General features: G+C 56.0%; 17 protein-coding genes. 1 reads left to right on the forward strand and 16 read right to left on the reverse strand.

The features are described from left to right. Positions 1-20: 20 nt before the first annotated feature. The 11 genes from F556_RS0107630 to F556_RS0107680 form a co-directional block, all read right to left on the reverse strand. The gene (locus F556_RS0107630) at positions 21-1,019 is read right to left on the reverse strand and encodes an AAA family ATPase (RefSeq protein WP_026297161.1); all 999 of its coding nucleotides are present in this window, start codon (positions 1,017-1,019) and stop codon (positions 21-23) included. 184 nt (positions 1,020-1,203) lie between these two features. Further along, a complete protein-coding gene (locus F556_RS33485; protein ID WP_020616331.1) occupies positions 1,204-2,034 on the reverse strand; it encodes a YdcF family protein in 831 nt (276 codons plus the stop codon). Then, on the reverse strand, positions 2,031-2,588 hold the full coding sequence (locus F556_RS0107640; RefSeq protein ID WP_020616332.1) for a ribonuclease FAU-1 family protein: 558 nt from the start codon (positions 2,586-2,588) through the stop codon (positions 2,031-2,033). Before F556_RS0107640 ends, F556_RS33485 begins: the two co-directional genes overlap by 4 nt. A 347-nt stretch (positions 2,589-2,935) precedes the next feature. Next, the gene (locus F556_RS0107645; RefSeq protein WP_020616333.1) at positions 2,936-5,614 is read right to left on the reverse strand and encodes a PBP1A family penicillin-binding protein; all 2,679 of its coding nucleotides are present in this window, start codon (positions 5,612-5,614) and stop codon (positions 2,936-2,938) included. 285 nt (positions 5,615-5,899) lie between these two features. Continuing rightward, positions 5,900-6,145 (reverse strand): RNA chaperone Hfq, encoded by a 246-nt coding sequence (gene hfq, locus F556_RS0107650; protein ID WP_020616334.1) that lies wholly within the window; start codon positions 6,143-6,145, stop codon positions 5,900-5,902. Continuing rightward, complete coding sequence (gene miaA / locus F556_RS0107655) at positions 6,142-7,140, reverse strand: tRNA (adenosine(37)-N6)-dimethylallyltransferase MiaA (RefSeq protein WP_020616335.1); 999 nt, start codon at positions 7,138-7,140, stop codon at positions 6,142-6,144. The genes hfq and miaA overlap by 4 nt, the downstream gene beginning before the upstream one ends. Next, on the reverse strand, positions 7,137-7,907 hold the full coding sequence (locus tag F556_RS0107660) for a class I SAM-dependent methyltransferase (RefSeq protein WP_020616336.1): 771 nt from the start codon (positions 7,905-7,907) through the stop codon (positions 7,137-7,139). The genes miaA and F556_RS0107660 overlap by 4 nt, the downstream gene beginning before the upstream one ends. Beyond that, positions 7,904-10,159, reverse strand: a complete 2,256-nt coding sequence (mutL, locus tag F556_RS0107665) for a DNA mismatch repair endonuclease MutL (protein ID WP_020616337.1) — start codon at positions 10,157-10,159, stop codon at positions 7,904-7,906. The genes F556_RS0107660 and mutL overlap by 4 nt, the downstream gene beginning before the upstream one ends. A gap of 40 nt (positions 10,160-10,199) precedes the next feature. Beyond that, a complete protein-coding gene (gene mutS, locus F556_RS0107670; protein WP_020616338.1) occupies positions 10,200-12,932 on the reverse strand; it encodes a DNA mismatch repair protein MutS in 2,733 nt (910 codons plus the stop codon). Positions 12,933-13,201: 269 nt separating this feature from the next. Continuing rightward, on the reverse strand, positions 13,202-15,067 hold the full coding sequence (locus F556_RS36125) for a putative amidoligase domain-containing protein (protein ID WP_020616339.1): 1,866 nt from the start codon (positions 15,065-15,067) through the stop codon (positions 13,202-13,204). Between the two features lie 309 nt (positions 15,068-15,376). Beyond that, positions 15,377-15,943 carry an outer spore coat protein CotE gene (locus F556_RS0107680; protein ID WP_020616340.1) on the reverse strand — a complete coding sequence of 189 codons (567 nt, stop codon included), beginning with the start codon at positions 15,941-15,943 and terminating at the stop codon, positions 15,377-15,379. A 192-nt stretch (positions 15,944-16,135) separates the two neighbouring features. On the opposite strand from F556_RS0107680, the gene F556_RS0107685 reads away from it, so the two are divergent. After that, positions 16,136-16,504 (forward strand): hypothetical protein, encoded by a 369-nt coding sequence (locus F556_RS0107685; RefSeq protein ID WP_020616341.1) that lies wholly within the window; start codon positions 16,136-16,138, stop codon positions 16,502-16,504. Positions 16,505-17,147: 643 nt separating this feature from the next. Here F556_RS0107685 and F556_RS0107690 read toward each other — a convergent pair. The 5 genes from F556_RS0107690 to F556_RS39050 form a co-directional block, all read right to left on the reverse strand. Next, positions 17,148-18,116, reverse strand: a complete 969-nt coding sequence (locus F556_RS0107690) for an aromatic acid exporter family protein (RefSeq protein WP_020616342.1) — start codon at positions 18,114-18,116, stop codon at positions 17,148-17,150. A 101-nt stretch (positions 18,117-18,217) separates the two neighbouring features. Further along, positions 18,218-19,084 (reverse strand): ABC transporter permease, encoded by an 867-nt coding sequence (locus F556_RS0107695; RefSeq protein WP_020616343.1) that lies wholly within the window; start codon positions 19,082-19,084, stop codon positions 18,218-18,220. Further along, positions 19,062-19,865 (reverse strand): ABC transporter ATP-binding protein, encoded by an 804-nt coding sequence (locus tag F556_RS0107700; RefSeq protein WP_020616344.1) that lies wholly within the window; start codon positions 19,863-19,865, stop codon positions 19,062-19,064. Before F556_RS0107700 ends, F556_RS0107695 begins: the two co-directional genes overlap by 23 nt. A 93-nt stretch (positions 19,866-19,958) precedes the next feature. Then, positions 19,959-20,969, reverse strand: coding sequence for an ABC transporter substrate-binding protein (locus F556_RS0107705; protein WP_040716205.1), 1,011 nt, complete (start codon positions 20,967-20,969; stop codon positions 19,959-19,961). Positions 20,970-21,307: 338 nt separating this feature from the next. Beyond that, positions 21,308-22,798 (reverse strand): collagen-like domain-containing protein, encoded by a 1,491-nt coding sequence (locus tag F556_RS39050; protein WP_083937918.1) that lies wholly within the window; start codon positions 22,796-22,798, stop codon positions 21,308-21,310. Positions 22,799-22,993 lie beyond the last annotated feature (195 nt).

Consider the following 22,993-nt stretch of genomic DNA (forward strand, 5'->3'; position numbering starts at 1 on the left):
CCTCCTGCTTTCAACGTCACTTAATTACTCTTATCCCACTTCAGGTCTTCCGGGCGAATAGACATGAGCTCCTGCCTGCCGGGCACGCCGCCGGGATATTGTCCCAGCAGTCTTACAGCCTGGTAACGAATCGCCCGCTCGATCACGTTACGCACATAGCGTGCATTGCTGAACGAGAACAGACTGGAGGCGCGCTCCTCTACCAGGTGCTGGCGCAGCTTGAATACCGCTTGAGGCAGCAGGCTGTAATCCCGCTCCTTGGCCATGAGCTCCGAGATTTGAATTAATTGATCTACCGTGTAGTCGGGGAAATCGATCTGGATCGGAAACCGCGATGGCAATCCCGGATTGGTCATCAGGAAATCGTCTATCTCCAGCGGATAACCAGCCAAAATCAACACAAATTGATTTTTATGATCTTCCATCGCTTTCACAAGGGTATCAATAGCCTCTTTACCAAAATCCTTTTCGCCGCCACGAGCGAGACTGTAGGCCTCATCCACAAACAGCACGCCGCCCATCGCCTTCTTCACGAGATCCCGTGTCTTGTTAGCCGTATGGCCAATATATTCACCGACGAGATCAGCCCGCTCCACTTCAATCAAATGCCCCTTGCTGAGCACGCCCATCTTGTTCAGCAGACGTGCGACAATTCGCGCAATCGAGGTCTTGCCGGTGCCGGGATTGCCCTTGAATATCATATGATAGACATGTGAGCCCGCCTGCAGCCCCACCTCCGAGCGCATCTTGGCAATATGAAGCAAAGCGTAAATCTCAAAAATCAGCGATTTCACATGATCGAGACCGACCATGGGTTCCATTTCCTTCTGAATCTCCGCATACGTCTCCGGCACGGGGGAAGTCTTGGACGCGGCTTGCGCTGCCTCCGCTGCCTCTCCAGCAGCAGGTGAAGCAGCAGATACCGATAGCGACGTCTCCTGACTGCGCAGGACGACATTAATCTGCCGGGAAGGTCTGGCATTTTTCTTCTGTTCTTCCTGAACCGCATTTCCTAGCATACGGGCATCCCCATCCTTGGCCGTCGTCGGCACAGGTTGCTGGCCCTATTTCCTAATGGAGGGTCAGCCTGCTGCCGCATTACCAATGTATGCTAGCGGTTGTGCGCATATTAGAAGATAGGACAGAATGATTGACTAAGCCTGTCCCTATTTGTAGAATGCCCCCACTGGTCTCATTACAAGCCTAGTCGCGAATGCCCACCAGCATCGCCATCTTGTCTATTTGCCACTTGGTGTAAGCGAGCACTTCCCGCAATTCACTCTTAGCGTAGGACATATAGCGGCTTTTGGTGCCCGTCACCTGGAAAGGCTCCATCCGCAAGTATCCAGCAATGTTGTGAGAGCGGGCAGCATGATAGTCATGCGAAATAATGACCGAGCTGCGCCACCCTTTGTCTTGCATAATAGTCTTGCTGTAAAGCAGATTCTCATAGGTACTGGTGGCTTCAGGCTCCATCACAATGGCACCAGGCGGTACACCTTGATCGACCAGGTAGTTGCGCATGCCTTGCGCTTCCGTAATGGTGGAACCATTATTATCGAGACCACCGCTCACAATCAGCGTACTGAAGCGCTCTTCCTCATACAGACGGAGGGCATAATCCAGCCGCTCCTGCAGCCCGGGGCTTGGCTCATTATTCCACAGTGCAGCTCCGAGCACGATGCCTACTTCCGCTTGTTCAACCTGACGCGGCTGCTCATATTGATTAATATGCCAGAGAACATATCCACACCAGAATACAAGCAGGGCTGCCGCAAAAGCACCTACCCGAAGCAGCTTGAACAGCACGCGCTTACCGGTTCCGTTACCGGTACTCTTGGCCTTGCGCTTCGCCGGCTTCTTGCGGGGAGCCGGCCGCTTGGCGGGCGGGCGCTTACTAACGACCGCCCCCGGAGCAGCAGCATTGCTGCTGGTGCCCGTCTTCGCAGGCGTTCCCTTTGCCTTTGCGGCGGCAGGTTTTACGCCAGCTCTTGTGGACTTACCGGCAGATTTCGCCGCCTTCCCTTCACTCATGCTTCGCTCTTGCCCTTCACCGCTTCAGCCAGCGTCTTGCGGTGCTTGAGACTCAGCGTAAAATAACGGAAACGGCCGCCGCGGATTGCCGAGAGCAGTCTCCCCGCTGTCTTCCTGGCCGAAGCCGCATCGCGCGGCGAAACATCGCCAGTGCGTACCGCTTCCTCCAGCTCGTCCTCATCCATCAAGAATACCTCGCCAGTGGGCAGGACGACCACGTCCAGATACATATCGTCAAACCAGGGCACTTGTTGGTCGGTCAAGCCCTGCGTTTTGCAGATATCGATATACCACTGTACGACTTTGCCTTTGTCATTGAACATCGTCGTGACGACAAACTGCTCGCCCTTGGGAAAATGCTGCATCCACAAGTAGCCTTTATCAGCAAGGCACAGACGGCGTCCGTTGTATTCTTTCCAGAGCGGTTCCCTCAATTCATGAATGCGGTAAAAGGTAACCAATCCTCTGAACTCGTCACTGTCCATCGACAGACAGGAATAGCTTTTCCGAAGAATTCTGCGCCAGTTCGCACGATCTGAGAATTTACGTTTCATACGGACCATTCCCCTCCGTTAGGATGCAGAAGGCAGACGCCTGCACACCTTCCACTCTTTTGTCAACATCTACAAAAAAAGCTTACCATAAGTTAACGTCTATCTCCAGCGACTGCACAAAATAAACCAAGCAAACGTCGTCCAGTCGTGGCTTATTGGCCAGAAAACAGGCATCTGAACGCTTAGAAATGCAACTTTGTTGTCCTAAGTATACGCCACTCTCACCGCTCTAACGCTTGCCACGTTTCGTTAAGGCCAAAAAAAAGAGCACTTACTCCGTTCAACGAGTAAGTACCCTATTTCAGTTCACTTCAAATGAACCCATCAATTAGCTACATCCGAAACGATCAGGCAGCCGGCGCTTGCAGCGCAGCGGGGTCGTCACCTGTCGGGACGTTCTCCTCGGCTGGCGGGACTTCCGTGTCCGTCGGATTATCCGTCGAACCTGGATCGGTTATCGGTGGCTCAGTTCCAGGGTTGCCTGGATTACCTGAGTTGCCTGGATTCCCGGAATTGCCAGGATTCCCATTACTGCCGTTGCCCGGAGGCGTTCCGTTGCCACCCTCATTGCCTGGTGTGGAGCCATTGCCTGGTTGTTCCGGCTGCTCTGTGTTATCCGGTTGATCCGGATCCGGAACTTCCGGTTCTTCGTTCCCATTCTCGCTGTCTGGGAATGGATCCAGTTCGATCTCCGGTACAGCTACACTCACACGTCCCGAGGATCCGCCCTCCATGCGCGTGACGAAGTCGTAGGCGGTGACGTAATATTCATACGTGTAGCCCGGCTGGACGCTGGCGTCCTCCGCAGCAATCGCATCAATGCCGTCCCTCAGTCTGGTGAATTGTGCTTCGTTGGCCTCCTTGCGATAGAGACGGTAGGTAACATTATTACCCGATACCGCACTCCAGGAGAGCTGTACATCACCGCGCTCAGGCACATATACAGCCGAGAAGTTCGACACGCCAGACGGCGGCTTGATTTCCTGCACGCTGCCAGGGCGAACAAACTGGCTCACAGGCGCATCCTTGAGCGCGCCGGACATGATCTTGGCGAACAACGCTGCCGAGATGCCGCTGCTATTCTTGAGCACGTGATTCTCGTCCGTGCGGTCATACCCCATCCAGACGGCAGCCGTCCACTCCGGTGTATAGCCGACGAACCAGACGTCGCGGTTCGCGCTTGAACGCAGGCCGGGAATACCATGCTGCGTTGTCCCGGTCTTGCCTGCCATTGGACGATCGAGCTTGGCCCTTGTACCGGTACCACCAGGCTCCGTGACGCCAAGCATAATTTCAGTCAGATACCAAGCGGTTTCCGGCTTGATCAGCTGCTGTGGCTTCGGCGGGTTGTACTCATACACGATTTTATCCGAGCTGTCCGTAATACGCGTGATGCTGTGTGGATCTACCGATTGACCACCATTAGCGAATACGCTATAGGCTGTGGCCATCTGCATCGGCGAGACGCCGTTGGTCAGACCACCGAGTGCTATCGCCAGGTTGCGGTCATTTTGCACATCCAGGTTGAACCCGAGATTGTTGGCGAAGTCGACACCCTTCTGTACGCCAATCTCGTTGAGCAGCCATACCGCAGGCTGGTTACGGGATTCCTTGATGGCATCCTTCATGCTGACTGGACCGATGTACTTGACACGGTTCGAATCCTTCGGACAATACTTGCCGTTATCATAGCAGATCTCATCATCGCGCAGGGTTGAGGTTGGCAGCCAATCGCCAGTCTCAAGCGCAGGACCATAGGACGTGACCGGCTTGAAGGATGAACCGGGTTGACGCGGCAGCGTTACGCGGCTCAGCCCTTTTTTCTCATAGTCGCGGCCCCCGACCATCGCTTCAATCTCGCCATTGCGGTGATCGATGATGATCATGGAGCCTTGCACGATCTGGTCCCCCGTGCTCTCCTCGAAATTCGAGGCGTCGGCAAATTCGGTTTCCATAATACTCTGTGCATTGCTGTTCAGCGTGGTATGGATCCGGAAGCCACCCAATCGGAGCTCTTCCTCCGTCTTGCCGGTGACGCGAGTCGCTTCATTAATGGCATAATCAATGAATGTCAGATACTTGCTGCTGCCGACCGGCTCTTTTTGCTTATCCGGATCATAATCCTCTGCCTTGGCTTCATTCATCTGCTGCTCGGTAATAATACCTTGGTTGTACATGAGCTGCAGGACGACGGCCCGGCGTTTCTTGGACTCCTCAGGATTGCTGATCGGATTGTAGATACTTGGCGCCTTGGGCATGCCCGCCAGCGTTGCGATCTCCCATAATTCCAGTTCATTCAGATCTTCCTTGCCAAAATAACGGATCGAAGCTGCCTTGACCCCGAACGAGCGCTGGCCGAAGAAAATCCGGTTCAGATACATCGTCAGGATTTCATCCTTGGTAAAATTATTCTCCAGTGCTACCGCAATGGATGCTTCGGTCGCTTTGCGGAGCAGCGTCTTGTCATGGTTAAGGAACATATTCTTGGCTAGCTGTTGCGTAATCGTACTGCCGCCCTCGACGGCGCTGCGTGCAATAACGTCCTTGACGACGGCCCGGCCAATCGCCCAGAAGTCGATACCCGAATGATTCTCGAAGCGTCTATCCTCAGTAGCTATGAAGGCTTGCCGCATCAGCTCGGGAATCTCGGAATACTCGACAAGCTCACGATTCTCGACGTAGAGCATGTCGATCTCGTTGCCTTGTGCATCATAGATAACCGAAGCCTCGGACAACGCAAGTTTGTCCTTGTTCTCTGCGAGAATATTCTCGCCGTTCAATATAATCACCAGATAGCCGATGATACCACAGACCACAGTGAATGCCGCTCCGAAGAATAGGAACATGAATACTTTGCGGCCGGTAATCCTGCGTTTCCCCTTGGTTTTCTCCTTGCCTGGCTTGCCCGATTTGCCTGTCTTGCCTGAAGTCGTGCCTCCCGCCCCAGCTGCTGCTGCTCGCGCGCCTGCCTGGCTGCTGCGTCCGGCTGGTGTACGGTTGCGGCTGGGATACCGTTGATCAGTCATGGTGACTCCCTCCTCGATATAGCTCTAACAATCTCTGTCTAGTCAACAAAATAAATTTTTACAATGCTCTCATTATACCCCCGGACCAAAAAGAGCAACCCCGTCCCGGGTCTGGGTCTTCCCTCGACTGAAGGATGACCGCTGCACAGGATCGGAACGGGGTTGCTCTTGCAAGTCCGTTATTCATTTAAACGTTTTTCGCCATGAAAAGGTTTCATGATGTTGGCTCCAGCGTTGATCTGGATCGTGCCGTTCTTCAATTCATCCCCCCGTATGCCGGTAGAATTATGAATCGGAATTCTGGTCCTGCTGCTGCATGAGCGAGACATTGCGTTGTGGGGTAAAGGTAGAGATGGCATGCTTGTAAACCATCTGTTGACGTCCTTCGCTGTCGATGACAATGGTGAAATTGTCAAACGCCTTGATTACGCCCCGAATCTGGAATCCGTTCGTCAAATAGACGGTGACCGGAACGCTGTCCTTGCGCAGCTGGTTTAAGAACGTATCCTGGATATTGATAGATTTATTCATTTGCCGTTACCCCCATTACAAGATTGGTTAGAATTATATTCAAGATCGTTCTGAAACTTTCCTGCTATTATAGCATGGATTGACTGCAGGTTTTCATAAAAATTTTCTTCGCCGCCCACGTCCACCCATTGGATATCCTTCATGTGGCGGAACCATGACAATTGCCGCTTGGCAAAGTGGCGCGTATCCCGCTTGAGCAGAGTTACAGCGGTATCCAGCGGCATTTCCCCTTCCAGGTAAGGGATGATCTCCTTGTAGCCAAGCCCCTGCATGGAGATCGCGCGTCTCGGAACCCCGGCACGAACCAGCCGCTCCACCTCCTCCACCAGGCCGAGCGCCAGCATCTCATCGATGCGCTGCTCTACCCGATTGTACAGTTCTTCCCTTGGTCTAGTCAAACCAACGATGCACAGCTCGTAGGGGGAGATCTTCTGCTGCCCTGCCTGCTGCTCCGCCAAGGTCTGACCCGTCACATGATGTACCTCCAACGCCCGGATGACGCGGCGACGGTCATTGGGATGAAGACGCTCTGCCGATACCGGATCGACCTGACGCAACCGCTCATGCAGCGCTTCATTGCCCTGTGCTTCCGCATAAGCTTCCATCTCGTTGCGGTACGCTTCGTCCGAGCCTGTCTCGGAGAACTGATAATTGTAACAGACTGACTCGACATACAGGCCCGTGCCGCCGACAATGAACGGCACCCGGCCACGGGCCGTAATCTCGTCAATCAATGTAGCGCAGCGCTCCTGGAACTCTGCGACCGAGAACGGGTGATCGGGCTCGCAGATATCAATCAGATGATGCGGAATGCCTTGTTGCTCTTCGATCGGCAGCTTGGCAGTCCCGATATCCATTCCCCGGTACACCTGCATCGAATCGCCCGAGATGATCTCTGCGTTCCAGTGCTTGGCGATTTCGAGGCTGTAGCCGGTCTTGCCGACCGCTGTAGGACCGACAAGGACGAGCAGTCGGGGACGTTCTTGGTTACTCAAGGGTGTATCACTCCATATGCAAGATTAGAGGCTTGGACAAGCTTATGCTCAAAACCCAGCCGTTCGAATTCGCCGCTGCGTTCATGCTCCTTGAGTATCACACTGCGCCGTGCCACACGGCGGGCATGGGCGATCGCCTCGGGCAGGATCGCATCGTGATTGGCCAACTGTCGCAGCGGGCCGATCGCACTCGACTGATGAACGGGACGGCGGAACATGGGATCAAAATAAACCATGTCGTAACTATTGTCTGGCAGGGAAGCCAACGTCTCCAGATGATGCGCGCAGCGGGCCTCGATGCGTCGCAACGCGCGGTCGAGATCCGGCAGCCCGGACTCGTAGCGTGCCAATCCATCCTGGATAATGGCGCACAGCAGCGGCTGGCTCTCCAGAGCGGTTACTGAACCATGCTCGCCCACCGCATAAGCGAAGACGATGCTATCAGATGCAAGCCCCGCAGTACAATCCAGAACCTTATCCCCCGGACGGCACCCGGATGCAGCGATCATCGGATCGCTCTCACCCTTCATCAATCGCTTTACCCGGATATTCGCCATGCTTGGATGAAAATACAAAGCCTCTTCCCCGTCTTCATAACGCAGCTCCCGCTCAGAGACAACCAGGATGCCCTGCTCGCCAAAACGGCGGCGCATCCGCTGCAGCGAATGCTGTCCGCGCTCAATGAAGCGGCCTCCAAGCTCGGATGACAGCGCCCGAGCCCGGACCAGCACGTCGGCTCCCGCCCGGCCGGAGGTCGTAACGATCATGACATCACCCGCTTGAACATTTTCTCCAGCTGATATACCGAGATATGAACCAGGATCGGTCGGCCGTGCGGACAGGTATATGGCTGCCGGCAGGCGGCAAGCCGCTGCAGCAGTACCTCGCCTTCCTCACGCGAGAGCCGTTGGTTAGCCTTGATCGATGCTTTACAGGAGCAGAGAATCGCTGATTTTTCGCGCAGCTTGCCGATATCGACGGCTTTTTTCTCCGTCAGAATCCACTCCGCCATCTCCTCGATAATCTGCTGCTCCTCGCCCTTGGGCAGCCAGGCTGGATGGGAGCGGACCAGGAAGGTCTGCGGACCAAATGGCTCCAGCTCGACTCCCGCCTCCTCGAACCAGCCCATGCGTTCAGTAAGCGCCTGCGCCTCGGCACTTGTATATTCCAGTGTCATCGGCACCAGCAGCTGCTGGCTTGCCTGCTCTGGCTGACCGAACTTGGCCGCATAATATTCGTAATGAATCCGCTCATGCGCCGCATGCTGGTCAATCAGGTACATGCCATCTTCATTCTGGGCAATCAGATAGGTGCCATGCAGCTGCCCGACCCAGCTTAGCTCGGGAAAAGCTGAAGCATTGGCGTTATCAGCGTCCTCGGCGTCTTGTGCAGCCTGTCCAGTCTGTGCGTGCGATGCCTTGTTGGATTCAGCGCTAGGTCTTGGCGGCGTGTCCTGATCAACTGGGACGCTTACTGTAAGATGAGAATCTGTCTGGTGAACTGGTACTTCTTGCTGACTGGGTACAGATTCTGCTTGACCCTCCGCGATCTCGGAGCTAGCGACTTGGTCCGGTAAGGACACCTCATCCGTTGGTACAGATGCAGTTTGGTTATCCGGGGATCTCCCTTGCTCCAAGCGTGTAGCGTCAGACTCTCCGTGGGATGAGGTCAATTCAGACGGTTCTGGCAGCGGCGCAGCATCAGGCTGACTAACAGGAATTTGGTATTGCTCGTTTCTGTTTCCGTCCGCCTTCGGATTCTCTTGAACAGGGATTTCCCACCGTTCCCTCGCGACAGAAGCGCCGCCGCCCTGATTACCAGGCCTGTACAAGCGTTCGGCTGCCTGACGCGGAATATAGGCCTGTTGGCGCTCCGGCATCTGAATGCTCCGGCTTCCCTCGCTGCTCGGTTGCGGGACAGGAGGTGCTTGCTGGTCTGTCGCTGCTGCCTCCCGGTGGAAGGACATCACACCTTGGGTGTAGAGCGGCTTTCCCCGCGCGCCCGATGCCGATGACGGCCCAGGAATGTGAGCTTCTCCAGCGAGTGCCCCGCGCACAGCCTTTTGCACAAATTCACGCAGCTCGGGCTCCTTGCTGAATCGTACTTCCATCTTGGATGGATGAACATTGACATCAACCAGCGTCGGGTGCATGCCAATCTCCAGAACCGCCACCGGGAACCGGTTAATCGGCAGCAGGGTATGATAGGCTTGCTGGATCGCCTGATTCAGGATGAAGCTTCGGATATACCGGCCATTGACGACCATCGTCAAGCCGCCCCGGTTGGCCCGGGTCTGCTCGGGTCTGGATATGTAGCCACTCATTATGTAATCCGGATGATCGCCTTGCACTGGCAGCATGGCCTTGGCGAGCGATCTGCCATAGACCGCTGCAATGACTTGAAGACGATCGCCGTTGCCCAGCGTTCTCAGCAGCGTGTTGCCGTTATGCTTGAGGGTGAAGGCAATACCGGGATGCGCCAAGGATAGTCGGTACACATAGTCAGAAATATGACCCAGCTCGGTTTGGACAGATTTCATATATTTTAACCTTGCTGGCGTGTTGTAAAACAAATCGCGGATGACCATATCAGTCCCCTGCTCACAATTGTAGGGCTCGGATACCTGCTGCTTGCCTCCCTCGATGACATAACGCCGGCCCAATCCGTTCGTTTCCGTCGATGAGATGCATTCCACACGGGCCACAGCCGCAATACTCGGAAGCGCCTCGCCGCGGAAGCCCAGGCTGGCGATTCGGAACAGGTCTTTGCCCGTCAGCAGCTTGCTCGTCGCATGCCGCTGAAAGGCCGTCTCCATATCATCTTCCTCGATGCCGCTGCCGTTATCGGTAATCCGGATCAGCTGCAGCCCGCCCTCTTCGATGGTCACGTCGATCTGCGTGCTGCCAGCATCAACAGCATTCTCAACCAGCTCCTTGACGACAGACGAGGGCCGCTCCACGACTTCGCCTGCAGCGATCTGGTTTGCCAATTGTTCGCCCATCACTTGAATTTTTCCCATCTGCGGTTGCCTCCTTCCGTGTTGCCGCTACCGACTGCGATCAGTTTGCCGTGTTACCCAGCTTTTGCTTCATTTCATTGAGCCACTGCATGGCCTGCATCGGTGTCATGTTGAATAAATCCAACTGCTTCAGCTGCTCCGCGAGCTGCTCGGCCTGTGCTGTTTTCTTACTCTTCGGTGCTGGAGCCATGATTTCAGTACCGAACATGGATAGCTGCATCACGTCAGCAACTGGCTCCGTCTGCGACGCTGGTACAGGAGCGGACTCCCACACTTGGCTTGTCTGGGAGCCGGTCTGCCGCTCGCTTGCTGCCGCAGCCTCATCGTGGGCAGTCGTCTGCGGGATGCCAATTCCACCCGCCTCACCCAGCTCTACGCTGGATGCATGCAGCAGCTCGTAGGCTCGGCCAATAATCTGCTCAGGCAAGCCAGCGAGTCTGGCGCAATAGATACCGTAGCTCGACGATGCCGCGCCGGGCACCAGCTTGCGGAGGAAGGTGACATCCTCGCCGCTTTCCTTCACTGCCATACTTGCATTTGCCAGGGAAGGAAGAGATTCCGACAGATGCGCCAGCTCGTGGAAATGCGTCGAGACGAGCGCCTTGCAGCCGATCTCGCGATGAACAAACTCAATCACCGCCTGGGCAATCGCCATCCCTTCCGCTGTAGACGTCCCGCGGCCCAGCTCATCGATAATAATGAGACTGCGGGCCGTAGCTTTTTCTGTCATCACCTGGATATCCTTCATCTCTACCATGAACGTGCTCTGTCCGCCAATCAGATCGTCCGCCGCGCCAATGCGCGTGAAGATCCGGTCAGTAAGCGGCACTGTGGCTGAGCGAGCAGGCACGAAACAGCCGATCTGCGCCAGAATACAGATGAGCGCTACTTGCCGCATATACGTACTCTTGCCCGCCATGTTCGGACCAGTGATGAGCAGCATCGCCGCTTCGTCCCGCTGCAGCTCCGTCCCATTGGCAATAAACGCTCGTCCATTAAGCACAGCCTCCACGACCGGATGCCGTCCTTCTCGAATGATAAGGTCGTAGCCTTCCGTCACTTCAGGACGAGAGAAACGATGCTCGGCACTTACCGAGGCCAGTGACTGGTAGACGTCGATGGTAGCGATCACTTCGGCCAACCGCTGCAGTCGATGCAGATGCTCGGCCAGATGGTCGCGGAGCTCGATGAACCGCTGATACTCCAGATCGACCATCTTGTCTTCGGCCTCCAGAATGAGACGCTCCTTCTCCTTGAGCTCCGGCGTCACGAAGCGTTCCGCGTTGGCCAGGGTCTGCTTGCGCTCATACCGGCCTTCGGGCAGCTGCGGCAGATTCGCCTTGGTCACTTCCAGATAGTAGCCAAACACTTTGTTATAACCGATCTTCAAGGTGCGGATGCCGGTCGCTTCGCGCTCTCTGCGCTCGAGCTCGGCCAGCCACTGCTTGCCGCCTGTGCTCGCCTCGCGCAGTTGATCCAAGTAGCTGTCATAGCCTGCGCGGATCAGACTTCCCTCGCGAATCGAAACCGGTGGCTCGTCCACCAGCACCGTCTCGATCAGCTCCGCCAGGTCGGCACAGGCGTCGAGTTCCCGCACCAGGCTGCGCAGCGTGTCGGACTCCGAGCTGGCGCAGCGCTCTGTCAACGCAGGCACACACTGCAGCGACGTCTTGAGCGCAATCAGATCACGTCCATTCGCATTGCCATAGGCGACTCGGCCCACCAACCGCTCCAAGTCATAGATTTCCTTGAGATCCGCTCGCAGATCCTCACGAAGGATATAATCATTGTACAGCTTGTCCACGGCTTCTAGCCGCTCTTCAATCTGTGCCAGGCTCAGCAGCGGCTTATCGATCCAGCGCCGCAGGAGCCGTCCGCCCATGGCGGTCTCGGTCTGATCCAGCAGCCACAGCAGCGATCCTTTCTTGCTGCGCTCCTGAACCGTCTCGACCAGCTCCAGATTGCGGCGCGTGAATTGGTCGACAATCATATATTGGTTCGGCTCATACGATCGGATGGTCCGTACATGACCGAGCGACCGCTTCTGTGTATCATCGAGGTAACCGGTCAGCAGGCTGACTGCCCGCTGCCGGGCGGCTGGCAGCGCCTGCAATGCCGCCTCGCCGTACTGCTCCATGAGCCGCTCCTGGGCCATCGGCATACGGTGCGTGTAGACGATTGGCCGGTTCCACTGGTTCGGCTGCTTCTGCAGCTCGGCGATGACGCGCTCGTCGCCTACAATCTCTGACGGCAGGTAGACGTTGATTTCGTCCAGCAGTAATGTAAGCGAGCCCGTGAAGGACGTCACATACAGTTCGCCGGTTGAGAGGTCGCAGGCCGAAATTGCATACCCTTCATTCGCTTCGGCGACGGCAACCATGAAGTTGTTGCTCTTGCCCTCTAGCGCTTTGGTCTCCATGACCGTTCCTGGTGTGACGACCCGGACAATCTCCCGCCGGACAACACCTTTGGCTGCTGCCGGGTCTTCAACCTGCTCGCAGATCGCGACTTTGAACCCCTTCTCGATCAGCCGGGAGATGTAACCCTCTGCCGAATGATACGGCACGCCGCACATCGGGATCTTTTCCTTGCTGCCGCCTTCGCGTCCGGTCAACGTGATATCGAGCTCGCGCGAAGCGTTAATGGCATCGTCGAAGAACATCTCGTAGAAATCGCCCAGGCGAAAAAATAAAAACGCATCTTGCGCTTGTTCTTTGATGGATAAGTACTGCATGATCATCGGCGTGTACGCCGGTTTATCGCTAATTATCATCGCTTGCGCCCCTCCTATGGGGTTGATTTGCAAGCTTCATTATAACAGAAATCCGCGCGAGCGTGAAAAGGAGCGTTCACTTTTAATTCGATGTCGAACTATCTCACGGGAATCCATTGATGATCAACGCAGTGACCGGTGTTCAGCACCGAGAAGGTTGAAGGCAGGTGAAAATGAGGAGCGGTCAACGTTTTCGAAGAAAACGACCTCGTAAGCAATACCTACGTGAGCACCGGAAGTTTCGCATGCCTTCAAGATTCGATGTCGAATCATCTCCTTGAAATAGCCTCGTGATCAACACCGGTAGGCAGCTTCCATTTGCGGCGCAGATCCGCTTGCTCATCCCAGGTCGCACCGCTGCGAATCGCTGACAGCAGCGGCGATATGAAGCGCCCCAGCTCGCTGTAGGCGTCTGTGCGGGTGATGAGCTCAAGGAAGCTCCGCATTCCCTCATGGAGCAATTCGCGGTCGCCCTCGTAATAGGCGGCAACCAGCTCCGGCTGCTCAGCAGGCAGAGTGCCGTAGGCAGCGGAAAGTGTCCATAGCTCACGGACACTGAGCATCCCCAGCGCAAAGGCAGCCTGCGCCGCCATCGGCGACACGAGCCAACTCGGCGGCGTCCGGTACTCGAAGCCGTGCGGCTGCAATCGGTAGTCGCCGAGCATGCCATAGCGCGGACGCCGTTTACGGCCGGCGGGGTCCTCGACCAGCGCCAGCGGAAATGCCACGCAGCTGTCGAGCATTCGCAAGAGCCGATTGCTCAGCCAAGTGCCGCTGAAGTGGATATGCCCGCCCAACCCAAGACCTGGAACGGGCATCCCGCCGGCGAGCCAGCGCAGGTCACGCTCCGTAATCTTGGCTGCGGCCTGCTGCAGAAGCCTTCTTACGTGTGTTGCCAGCTCGGCCGGATTCGACGCAGGATCTGGTCGCAGCTCTGCCACAGGGTGACGGACGGTCCGCCCGACGACTACCGTATCGCATCCGGCCGCGCCGTGCGGCTCGAGGAATCGTGTGGGTGAGACGATCCGGCCATCACTCCGCAGCAGGACAAACTCCGGATCGGCCCCGATCTGCAGCCGTTCTCTGCCACCAGTCTCCCTCGCTATCGCATAGCCATCAACGAAGCGCTGCAAGGCTGCTTTGCCAACTGGGCTATCTAGTCGATGCGGTGGCATCGGCATAATGGTTCGGACAGCCGCGCGCCCCTCTCCGTCCAGAACGACCCGAATCTCGCCGTAGTCGAGCCCCAGGGCATAGAGCGCCCTGACGGCTGTCTTGGCCGCCCTTCGCACGAGCGGGTCCCGGCTCTGATTCAGCAGCACGTCGGGACCGTCTATGCGCTCAGGAGAGTCTAGTGCCTCAGGGGACATGCGCTGCTGAGAGGAGCTATTCCGCCCCGCCTCCCGACCCGCTGCCCCCGTTCCATCCAGATCAATATGAAAACCTGTCGGCAGCGAAGCTCTTCGCTGCGGCGAATGTATACGCGATTCGCTCGTGCGAGGCGTGACCTTTCCTCCGGCCCCTCTCTCCTGCGGATCTCTTGCAAGCGAGGACAGTCCACCTTCTTCGGATACTTCCGAACGGGAGCTTCGGGTTGATTGTATTACACGATCGTGCTCTGCGTGTAAGCCTTCCTCTTCTTGATCCTTCAGCTTGGAGCGTCTGTCTGATGAACGGTAGACTCGCTCAACAGCCAGCGCCTCCAGATGGAAGACAGGGACAGCATACTCCCTCAGCGACCATAGCGGGGTTTCTGGATTCCAGACGAATAATCCCGCCTGCGTCAGTCGCTCACGGATCACAGGGGGCAGTTCTCCGTCGCGTGACGGAGTGGTACGCTGCTTGCCCGCCACAGCCCGGGATGAGGGCTCCTCCTCTGCTAACTGCGCCGCGCCACGCAATAACCAGAAATCCGCTGGCCTAGAGGCTCTCCCTCCGCTGGTATGACTGGCAATCGGCGGGCGATCCGGGTTCCGCTGTCCGCGCCTGCTGTCTCCCATACGGCCGCCGGGCATGACGAACCCGGCATCGCCGGATGCCGGGCCAATATCCGCTTGACCGCCAGCAATCGACGCCGAGACGCGGTTCAACCTTTTCCACCCGCCCTCCATCCAGATCCATACGCTCCCCGCCATTCAATGACTCCCCCCTCTGCGATGACGCTTCACAGCAGCGACCAATCGCAAACCACAATTAACAAGGTGAAACGGCTATGCCTAAGAGTTTTGCTTCGCAAAATTTTTAGGACGTGCGAAGAGCTTTGTCGGAGATTTATAAGCGCATCTATTTATATGTGAAAACTTATATATTCTTATAAATTTAGAAAAAGAGGGCTTCCGCCCTCAACGAGACTGCATAATGCTGCATACAATGCATCATAACCAGAAAAAAAATAACGCTGCTCACATCGTCCATGCAAGCAGCGTGTCACCCCAGGGTCCGGCTTACAGCTCGTCGTCCAACAGCTCCGGATCCAGATCCTCATAATCGCCTTCGCCGTCAAAGCCATAATCCAGGCCTTTGCCTTCATGACCATCGCAGCCGCCAGGGCAGACCGCTACACAGACCTTGGTCTCTGCTACCATCTCAACGGCGAACTCCCGCTCCACCCTCAGAATGACGGATGTGCCGCTTGACGAAATATTGGCCTCGATGCAGTTCGGATCCTGCGTCGCTTCAGCCGATACTTCTTCCGTTGAGCTGCGGTGCTTGGCGTCGAGGTACGAGAGCGGGACAGTTTCTACATAGGAAATCGATTCTTTTGCAACATCGGTTTGCGAGTTCTTGTCATAGGAATACCAGATGTTGATATCGTAAGTACCGATGACCTCGATTCCGTCTCCCGACCGCACCGCCTCATACTGATGGTTAATGATCCAGGCACCCAGGATACTCGTCGGATGCTGGGGCGGTGATACATTATGGGTAACAGTGGAAAACTTACGACCCTTGCCGCAGACAGCTTTCGTTATAATCTCTCTGCACTGAAGCTGTTTATCTGCCAATGCCATCGACTTAACCTCCTCCATACAATCATTCAATTAAAGTGTATGCAGGACATGGGCAAATGTTGATAAATCTGGGCGCTAGAAAAGAGAACCTTTTGAAAAAACAGGGCGCGGTGCGGGATGGATAAGCCTTGATAAGAATTTGTATAGTCGACTGTGGTTAGATAGAGGCATTACATACTAGAGGTGAATGCTATGCGAAACCACGAGAAGCTGTCGCTTCCGCTCAAATCTATCTACCCCGTCAAAGAAGCGGTCCAGCGACTTGATCTCTCCTATCTGCACGCCGTCTTGCACGAAGCCGACAATGAGCAAACCTTGCGACGGCTGCTGACGATCCTCCGGGCCCACCAAATGATGACGATCCAGGATGTGCTGGCGTCTAACTGGTCGGAGCTGAGCAAGTTAAGACAGCTGGGCGCCACGAGCCGCAAACTGCTCGCCGATCTTCTGGAGCGTATTGTCGAAGAACCGGAGCTGCTGATAGATGAGACAAAAGCGGAACGCGAGCAGAAGCTTCACACCATTAAGGAGCGGCTGCGTGAGATGGGACTGGTGCAATAGACGCGGGTGGAGCAGCGACTGCAAAATTTCTGCGTAGGGTTCGTATGAAGCTGCTTTAGCTTTTGTCTCTAAGTGTGCATCCGTGGCTTAGCTGTATCACATCCGCGGCTTCATCTGCGTCACATCCGTGACTTCATATGCAACTGTTTCTGCGACCGCACCCTAAACTGCACCTTAACGACAAAAGTACAACTAATAACCCGCGATCCCGATGAAATGCAACTGCTAAAGCCAAAAGTACAATTATTTCGCGCGTTCATGGAAACAAATGGGTAATCCAAAACTTTTAAATGTACTTATGTCCTTACGAGCTCCAACATCCACAAAAGCACAAGGATTAATTGCATTGTTGTCGTTAGGTAATAGAGTATCACGAGCCAGACAGAAACCATTCGCAACCTTGTCGATAGCACTCACAATCTTGGCATAACCGACTGCCCGTGAGTGTGTCAAATACTAGTGAACCATCTAGAACATAGGCCACAATAGAGGATCACCAAATTGTAACTGTACTGAGCGGCGGTATGTGGAGAAAAGCCAGTAAAAACATCGGTGACCCCCGCCCTCTGGGAGCTGGGCGTCTGTTCGCGGAGAACAAACACGGAGGCGCAGCTCAATAAAAAAGGCAAGGCCTGCCGTCGCATCATGCGACGGAGGTCTTGCCTTTTCTGCGTTTTTTCCAGCGCTTGGCGATGGACAGATACCGCTCCAATTCATGACAGAGCTGCAATACTGCCGCCCGCACCTCGAACTCTTCCCGCGTCTGCGGCAGCGGCATGAGACGATAGCGCTCCTCCAGCTCATCCAACTCCCGTTCAACGGCACCCTCATACACATCCGACTTCACTTCCTCGGTGAGCTTAAGCAGCACATCGGCCAGCAGCAGTCCTTGCGGGACCTTCTCGTAGACAAACGCAATCAGTGTCAACATCTGCTGAATCGACTCCAGCTGCTGGCTGCGCATGTCAAAGTATGTACGCCAATAGGTTTCGTACCGCCACAACCGGTTCTCCTGATACGTGGACGAACGATCGAGCCCCTGCTTGATCAGGTCCCCTGCCTGCAGCAGCTCTTCCCCGTTCCACACATGTCGCGGATTCTGCAGCGTCTGCGCCAATTCCTTGAAAATCGTACTGAATGTCGCTTCAATCTGATGACGCAGCTCCTTCAGCTTATGATCCTCGCGTGGCATATAGAGCATATTGAGGACCGTGGCCCAGCCAAGTCCCGTGATTAGCAGCATAATTTCATTGCCGATCAGCGACATCGTCACTTCCTGGCGCTCGAAGACGTGGAAGACGATAACCGAGCTTGTCACGATGCCCTCTTTGAGCTTCAGGCGGGTCAGAATTGGGAAGGCAATCAGAATGAAGATCGACAGCGACCAGATCTCGAAGCCGAACAACGTAAAGATCAGCGAGGCAAAAAACAACCCCAGCACTGAAGCCATCATCCGACTCGCGACATTGCGTATGCCGCGCATCCGGGTAACTTCAACGCCGAGGATTGCCAGCAGGCCGGCCGACAATGCCGGCTCCAGGCCCAGATAGATTGCCGTGTAAATGGCCGCCAAGCCAGCAATGGCGGTTTTAATCACGCGTATTCCAATCACAGTACTCACACCCGTATCGTTGATACCTATAGATTATATCGGTTAACGGGGCTGACCGCAAAGAAGATATTCAAAACGAGCGGAGATCTGGCTTTTGTCGCTTAGCGATCTTTCCAGCCAGCCATCAGCTTGCGCTCCACCTTCGCCACCAGCTGATACATCATGGCCGCCACAATGGCGATGACGATCAGTGACGAGAGCACAAGGGTGAAGTTGAACACCTGGAAACCATAGATGATCAGATAGCCCAGCCCTGACTTGGCAACCAGGAACTCGCCGACAATGACCCCAATCCAGGCCAGCCCGACATTCACCTTGAGTGTCGAGATAATAACCGGATAGGAATCCGGGAGCACGGCCTCGCGGAATACCTGGCTGCGCTTGGCGCCGAACAGCTGCATCACCTTGATATAGTTCGGGTCGACCTCACGGAACCGGTTGTAGATAACCAGCGTGGTAATAATCACGGTAATAGACAAGGTCGTCGCAACGATCGACAAGAACCCCGGCCCCAGGCTTACGATAAAAATAGGCCCTAGCGCGACCTTAGGCATGCTATTGAGCACGACCAGATACGGATCAGCAACGCGTGAGACAAACGGAAACCACCAGAGCAAGGCGGCCAGCATCGCCCCGCCAATCGTTCCTAGTAGGAAACCTACAACCGTCTCGGTTACGGTGACCGCAATATGTGGCGGCAGCGTGCCGTCGGCGAGCGTTGTCCAGAGATGCTGGCCAATCCGGCTGGGATAACTGAACAGCAAGACGTCAATCCAGCCCAATCGGCCAGCTGCCTCCCACCAGCCCAGGAACATGGCCAAGAGAGCCAACTGTACCGCATGTACGGCAGCTGTCCGTCGTCTTGCTCGGCGCCGGAAGTCCAGATGCAGCTGCCGCAGCCAGCCGGCCTGCTCAGCATCCACTTGGTTCGCTTGCTGCGCCGATTTATTCAGCCGTTGACTCTTCACTACGCTCCACTCCTTCCTCTCCGGCGTCCAGCTCTTCCCAGATGGCATCGAAGACATCCTGGAAGCTCGGGTGCCTGCGGGCAGCGGTTGGCAGCTGCTGCTTCAGCTCACGAGGGATGTGGAAGATCTGCCGGATCCGTCCCGGACGGCTGCCGAGGACGATCACACGATCGCTCATCGCCGCGGCTTCAGCCAGATCATGCGTAACCAGCACTGCCGTCTTGCCCAGCCGCCGCAGTGTACGTTGGACCAGATCCTCCAACTGCAGCTTGATCTGCATATCGAGCGCCGAGAACGGCTCATCCAGCAGCAGCACCTCGGGCTCCGTCGCCAGGGTGCGGACAAGTGCCACCCGTTGGCGCATGCCGCCGGACAGCTCATGCGGATAACGCTCCTCCGTCCCCCCAAGCTCCATCTCCTCCAGCAGACGCCGAACACCAGCTTTCCGCTCAGCTGTCAGTTCGCCTCGTACTTCCAATCCCAACAGCGCGTTGTCCAGAATCGTGCGCCATGGGAACAGATAATCCTGCTGGAGCATGTATCCTACCTTGGGGGACGGTCCGTGCACCGGCTGACCCGCCAGCAGAATCTCCCCCCGGGCGGGTAAGAACAAGCCAGCCAGCAAACTCAGCACAGTCGTCTTGCCGCAGCCGCTTGGGCCGACCAGGCTGACGAACTCGCCTTTGCCCACCATCAGCTCCATCCCTTCAACCGCGAGGGAGGCGCCTTTATCGTTGACATACACATGCGATACATTGCGCAGTTCAAGCATTGGCTTCATCTGCAGCTCCTCCCTTCCATTGCGGTTCAAACATGCTTCTGCCAGGCCACAGCGTACTTGAGGCTGTTGGCCTGGACAGATTCGCGGATAGGATTAAGGCCCTGCCACCTCTTGAATCGCCTGCTCGGCGAAGCTGGTATCCACCAGTGTTTCGTGCGCGACACGCTCCTGCAGCTCTCTGGCCGATTCCATCACATCCAGCAGATTGTTCCACTCTGCTTCATCGACGATCGGATCGCTGGCGTACGAGCCCTGATTTTTGTACCGGTCGATGACCATAATGACAAGCTCGCGGTCGGTATCGTCAAAGAACGGCAGCACGCTATCTGCGATGACGCCGCTGTCCTGCTCCATCACCCACAGCTGGGCCTTGTGAATGGCACGGGTAAAGGCTGCTATCGCCTCGCCGTTATCCTTCAGATAGCTCGACTTCGCCATAAATACGGTATAAGGAAGATTTCCGCTCTCCTCACCGAAGGAGGCAACCACATGCCCACGGCCCTCTTGCTCGAAGATCGAAGCCTGAGGCTCGAACAGCTGCACATACTCGCCTGTACCCGAGGCGAACGCCGCAGGAATGTTGGCGAAGTCAATGTTCTGAATGAGCTCCAGATCAGCTTGCGGGTCAATGCCATGTTTCTTCAGTGTGAATTCGCCAGCCATTTGGGGCATGCCGCCTTTTCTTTGGCCGAGGAACGTGGTTCCAACCAGTGACTGCCAGTCAAATGCGTCATCTGCTTCGCGAGCAACAAGGAACGTGCCGTCCGTTTGCGTTAGCTGAGCAAAGTTAATGACGGGGTCCGTTGCACCTTGCTGTGCCACATAGATCGACGTCTCCGAGCCAACCAGTGCGATATCGATGCCGTCTGAGAGCAGCGCCGTCATCGTCTTATCGCCCCCGAAGGTGGTGGTCAGCTCGACCTCCAGCCCCTCCTCCTCAAAAAAACCTTCGCTGATGGCTACATACTGCGGGGCATAGAACAAGGATCGGGTCACTTCACCCAAACTGATTTTTACCGTATCTTGCCCTTCCTTCTCCCCGCAGCTAACCACCAGCGCACCGATCATGAACACCACAACGACCAATGCCGCTCCTATCCGCATGCGCACCCGAATCCCTCCACCTTGTTCATTTAGATACTCTCAGCCTATGCGGGCGAATGAGGGTTGGTGAGTGGATGGGGGCCTAGTAATTGTAGTAGCCTGTAGTCCTCGCACTGCCAATAAACATGATTTTTCATATACATTTGACCCTCTAGGAAGCTTAGAGTTCAAATAAGTTTGAAATATCAAGCTTATGATGTGATTTTCTTGATTTTTTCTGAAATAAGGTCGAAATTTCAAATTCGTAGAGTGAATCTGGGTTAGTGGAAGCATGAAAAAGAACCTGTAAAGGTTTCTGAACAGAATGAAGGAGCACCCCCTGGGGCGCTCCGGATTGATTAATATCCAGCGAGCCATGGAGACAGCTCCAGACTCTCATCACTCGTATTGACGGAATCCCCGACTGTAAATCCCGTCAGGTTCTGACTTCTGAAATTGATCGGTGCGGCGTCGATTGTGGTCACTAGTCCAGTCGTACGCCCGCCCAGCTCTGAGCCATTAACCTGGTTATAGACCGCAAGATGATAGACCGTATTGGCTAACAGCGTCACTGGCGCCAGCAGAGGCAAAGCAAACACGCCGCCTGTGATTTCGTCTACCTGCTCTGTTACACCGATAACCACTGAGATGTCCGGTGAGGTGGGCAGAAGCACCGCCATCTGAAAGGTACCGGTAATGTTGCCATCTTGGACAACATAGGCGGCAAGCGTCGAGATCGTCACCTCTTGTCCGTGAAAGACCAGGGCTCCTGTAGCCTGATTATTACCAGCTCCCTCATTGAACGCGATGGCCGCATTGATATCGCCCAATCTCACGGTCTCTACCATGGTACTGCCTGAAGGTCCTGTGGCACCCGTCACTCCGGTCGCGCCAGTCGGCCCCGTCGAGCCATTCAAGCCCACCGCACCGGTTACGCCAGTGGCGCCTGTTGCACCTGTTGGGCCTGTAACACCAGCTGCTCCTGTTGCGCCTATGAGACCTGCAGGGCCTGTTGCACCGGTAACCCCCGCCAGTCCGATGGGACCTGTCGCACCTGGTGCTCCTGTGGAACCCGTTGCTCCTGTTGCGCCTGTTGGGCCTGTTGGGCCTGTTGGGCCGGACACACCAACGCCCGTGGCTCCTGTGAGACCTGCAGGTCCTGTTGCACCAGTAACCCCCGCCAGTCCGATGGGGCCTGTCGCACCGGGTACTCCTGTGGAACCCGTCGCTCCTGTCACACCAGCAGTGCCGGTCACACCGGTTGGGCCTGTTATGCCGATGCCTGTTGCCCCTGTAGGACCCGTTACTCCTGTTACGCCTGGCAATCCGATGAGGCCCGTTGCTCCTGTAGCACCCGTTGCGCCAGCTAAGCCGGGTGCTCCTGTCACTCCAGTTGCACCCATTAATCCGATCCCCGTCGCTCCGGTCGGACCTGGTGGACCAGTCGCTCCTGCAGCGCCTGCTGTGCCAGGTGCGCCGCTTGGGCCCGTGGCGCCAACTACGCCTTGTGCTCCTGTCACTCCGATTCCGGTGGCTCCAGTCGGTCCCGGTGGACCAGTCACTCCTGCTGCTCCTACTGCTCCCGCTGTGCCGGGCTCCCCTTGGGGACCGGAAGGCCCCGGAATTCCGGCTGCACCCGGTACACCTGACGGACCTTGTGGTCCTTCTTCTCCCCTTAGTCCAGCAGGCCCCTGGGGACCCATGGGACCTTGAGGGCCCTGAATACCAGGCTGGCCATTCAGACCCTGCGCACCTGTGGCACCGGACAAACCTTGGGGACCGTTTGCTCCCGTGGCCCCCGCCACGCCTGGCGGACCTGCTGGGCCTCTCGGACCAGGCTCGCCGGGCATGCCTCTTCTCCCTGGTCTTCCCCGTTTACAGGATCTGCAGGCAACCTCCGTTGTCCCTGGTGTACAAATCCATGAAGTCTTTGGTTTTGCGGCAGATTTTTTTGGACGCTTGATGTCTTTGCACGAACGTTGGGATTTTCGAATTCTGGATGCCTTTTCCGACAAACGGAGTTTCCTTATTTGCTCACTACCCGG

Origin of the sequence: Paenibacillus daejeonensis DSM 15491 (genome assembly GCF_000378385.1) — a bacterium.
GTDB lineage: Bacteria > Bacillota > Bacilli > Paenibacillales > Paenibacillaceae > Paenibacillus_D > Paenibacillus_D daejeonensis.

Excerpts from the sequence above, each read along its gene's own strand:
- F556_RS0107630 (WP_026297161.1), bottom strand. The coding sequence starts at position 1,019 with ATGCTAGGAAATGCGGTTCAGGAAGAACAGAAGAAAAATGCCAGACCT.
- F556_RS33485 (WP_020616331.1), bottom strand. The coding sequence starts at position 2,034 with ATGAGTGAAGGGAAGGCGGCGAAATCTGCCGGTAAGTCCACAAGAGCT.
- F556_RS0107640 (WP_020616332.1), bottom strand. The coding sequence starts at position 2,588 with ATGAAACGTAAATTCTCAGATCGTGCGAACTGGCGCAGAATTCTTCGG.
- F556_RS0107645 (WP_020616333.1), bottom strand. The coding sequence starts at position 5,614 with ATGACTGATCAACGGTATCCCAGCCGCAACCGTACACCAGCCGGACGC.
- hfq (WP_020616334.1), bottom strand. The coding sequence starts at position 6,145 with ATGAATAAATCTATCAATATCCAGGATACGTTCTTAAACCAGCTGCGC.
- F556_RS0107660 (WP_020616336.1), bottom strand. The coding sequence starts at position 7,907 with ATGATCGTTACGACCTCCGGCCGGGCGGGAGCCGACGTGCTGGTCCGG.
- mutL (WP_020616337.1), bottom strand. The coding sequence starts at position 10,159 with ATGGGAAAAATTCAAGTGATGGGCGAACAATTGGCAAACCAGATCGCT.
- mutS (WP_020616338.1), bottom strand. The coding sequence starts at position 12,932 with ATGATAATTAGCGATAAACCGGCGTACACGCCGATGATCATGCAGTAC.
- F556_RS36125 (WP_020616339.1), bottom strand. The coding sequence starts at position 15,067 with ATGGCGGGGAGCGTATGGATCTGGATGGAGGGCGGGTGGAAAAGGTTG.
- F556_RS0107680 (WP_020616340.1), bottom strand. The coding sequence starts at position 15,943 with ATGGCATTGGCAGATAAACAGCTTCAGTGCAGAGAGATTATAACGAAA.
- F556_RS0107685 (WP_020616341.1), top strand. The coding sequence starts at position 16,136 with ATGCGAAACCACGAGAAGCTGTCGCTTCCGCTCAAATCTATCTACCCC.
- F556_RS0107700 (WP_020616344.1), bottom strand. The coding sequence starts at position 19,865 with ATGAAGCCAATGCTTGAACTGCGCAATGTATCGCATGTGTATGTCAAC.
- F556_RS0107705 (WP_040716205.1), bottom strand. The coding sequence starts at position 20,969 with ATGCGGATAGGAGCGGCATTGGTCGTTGTGGTGTTCATGATCGGTGCG.
- F556_RS39050 (WP_083937918.1), bottom strand. The coding sequence starts at position 22,798 with ATGCCCGGCGAGCCTGGTCCGAGAGGCCCAGCAGGTCCGCCAGGCGTG.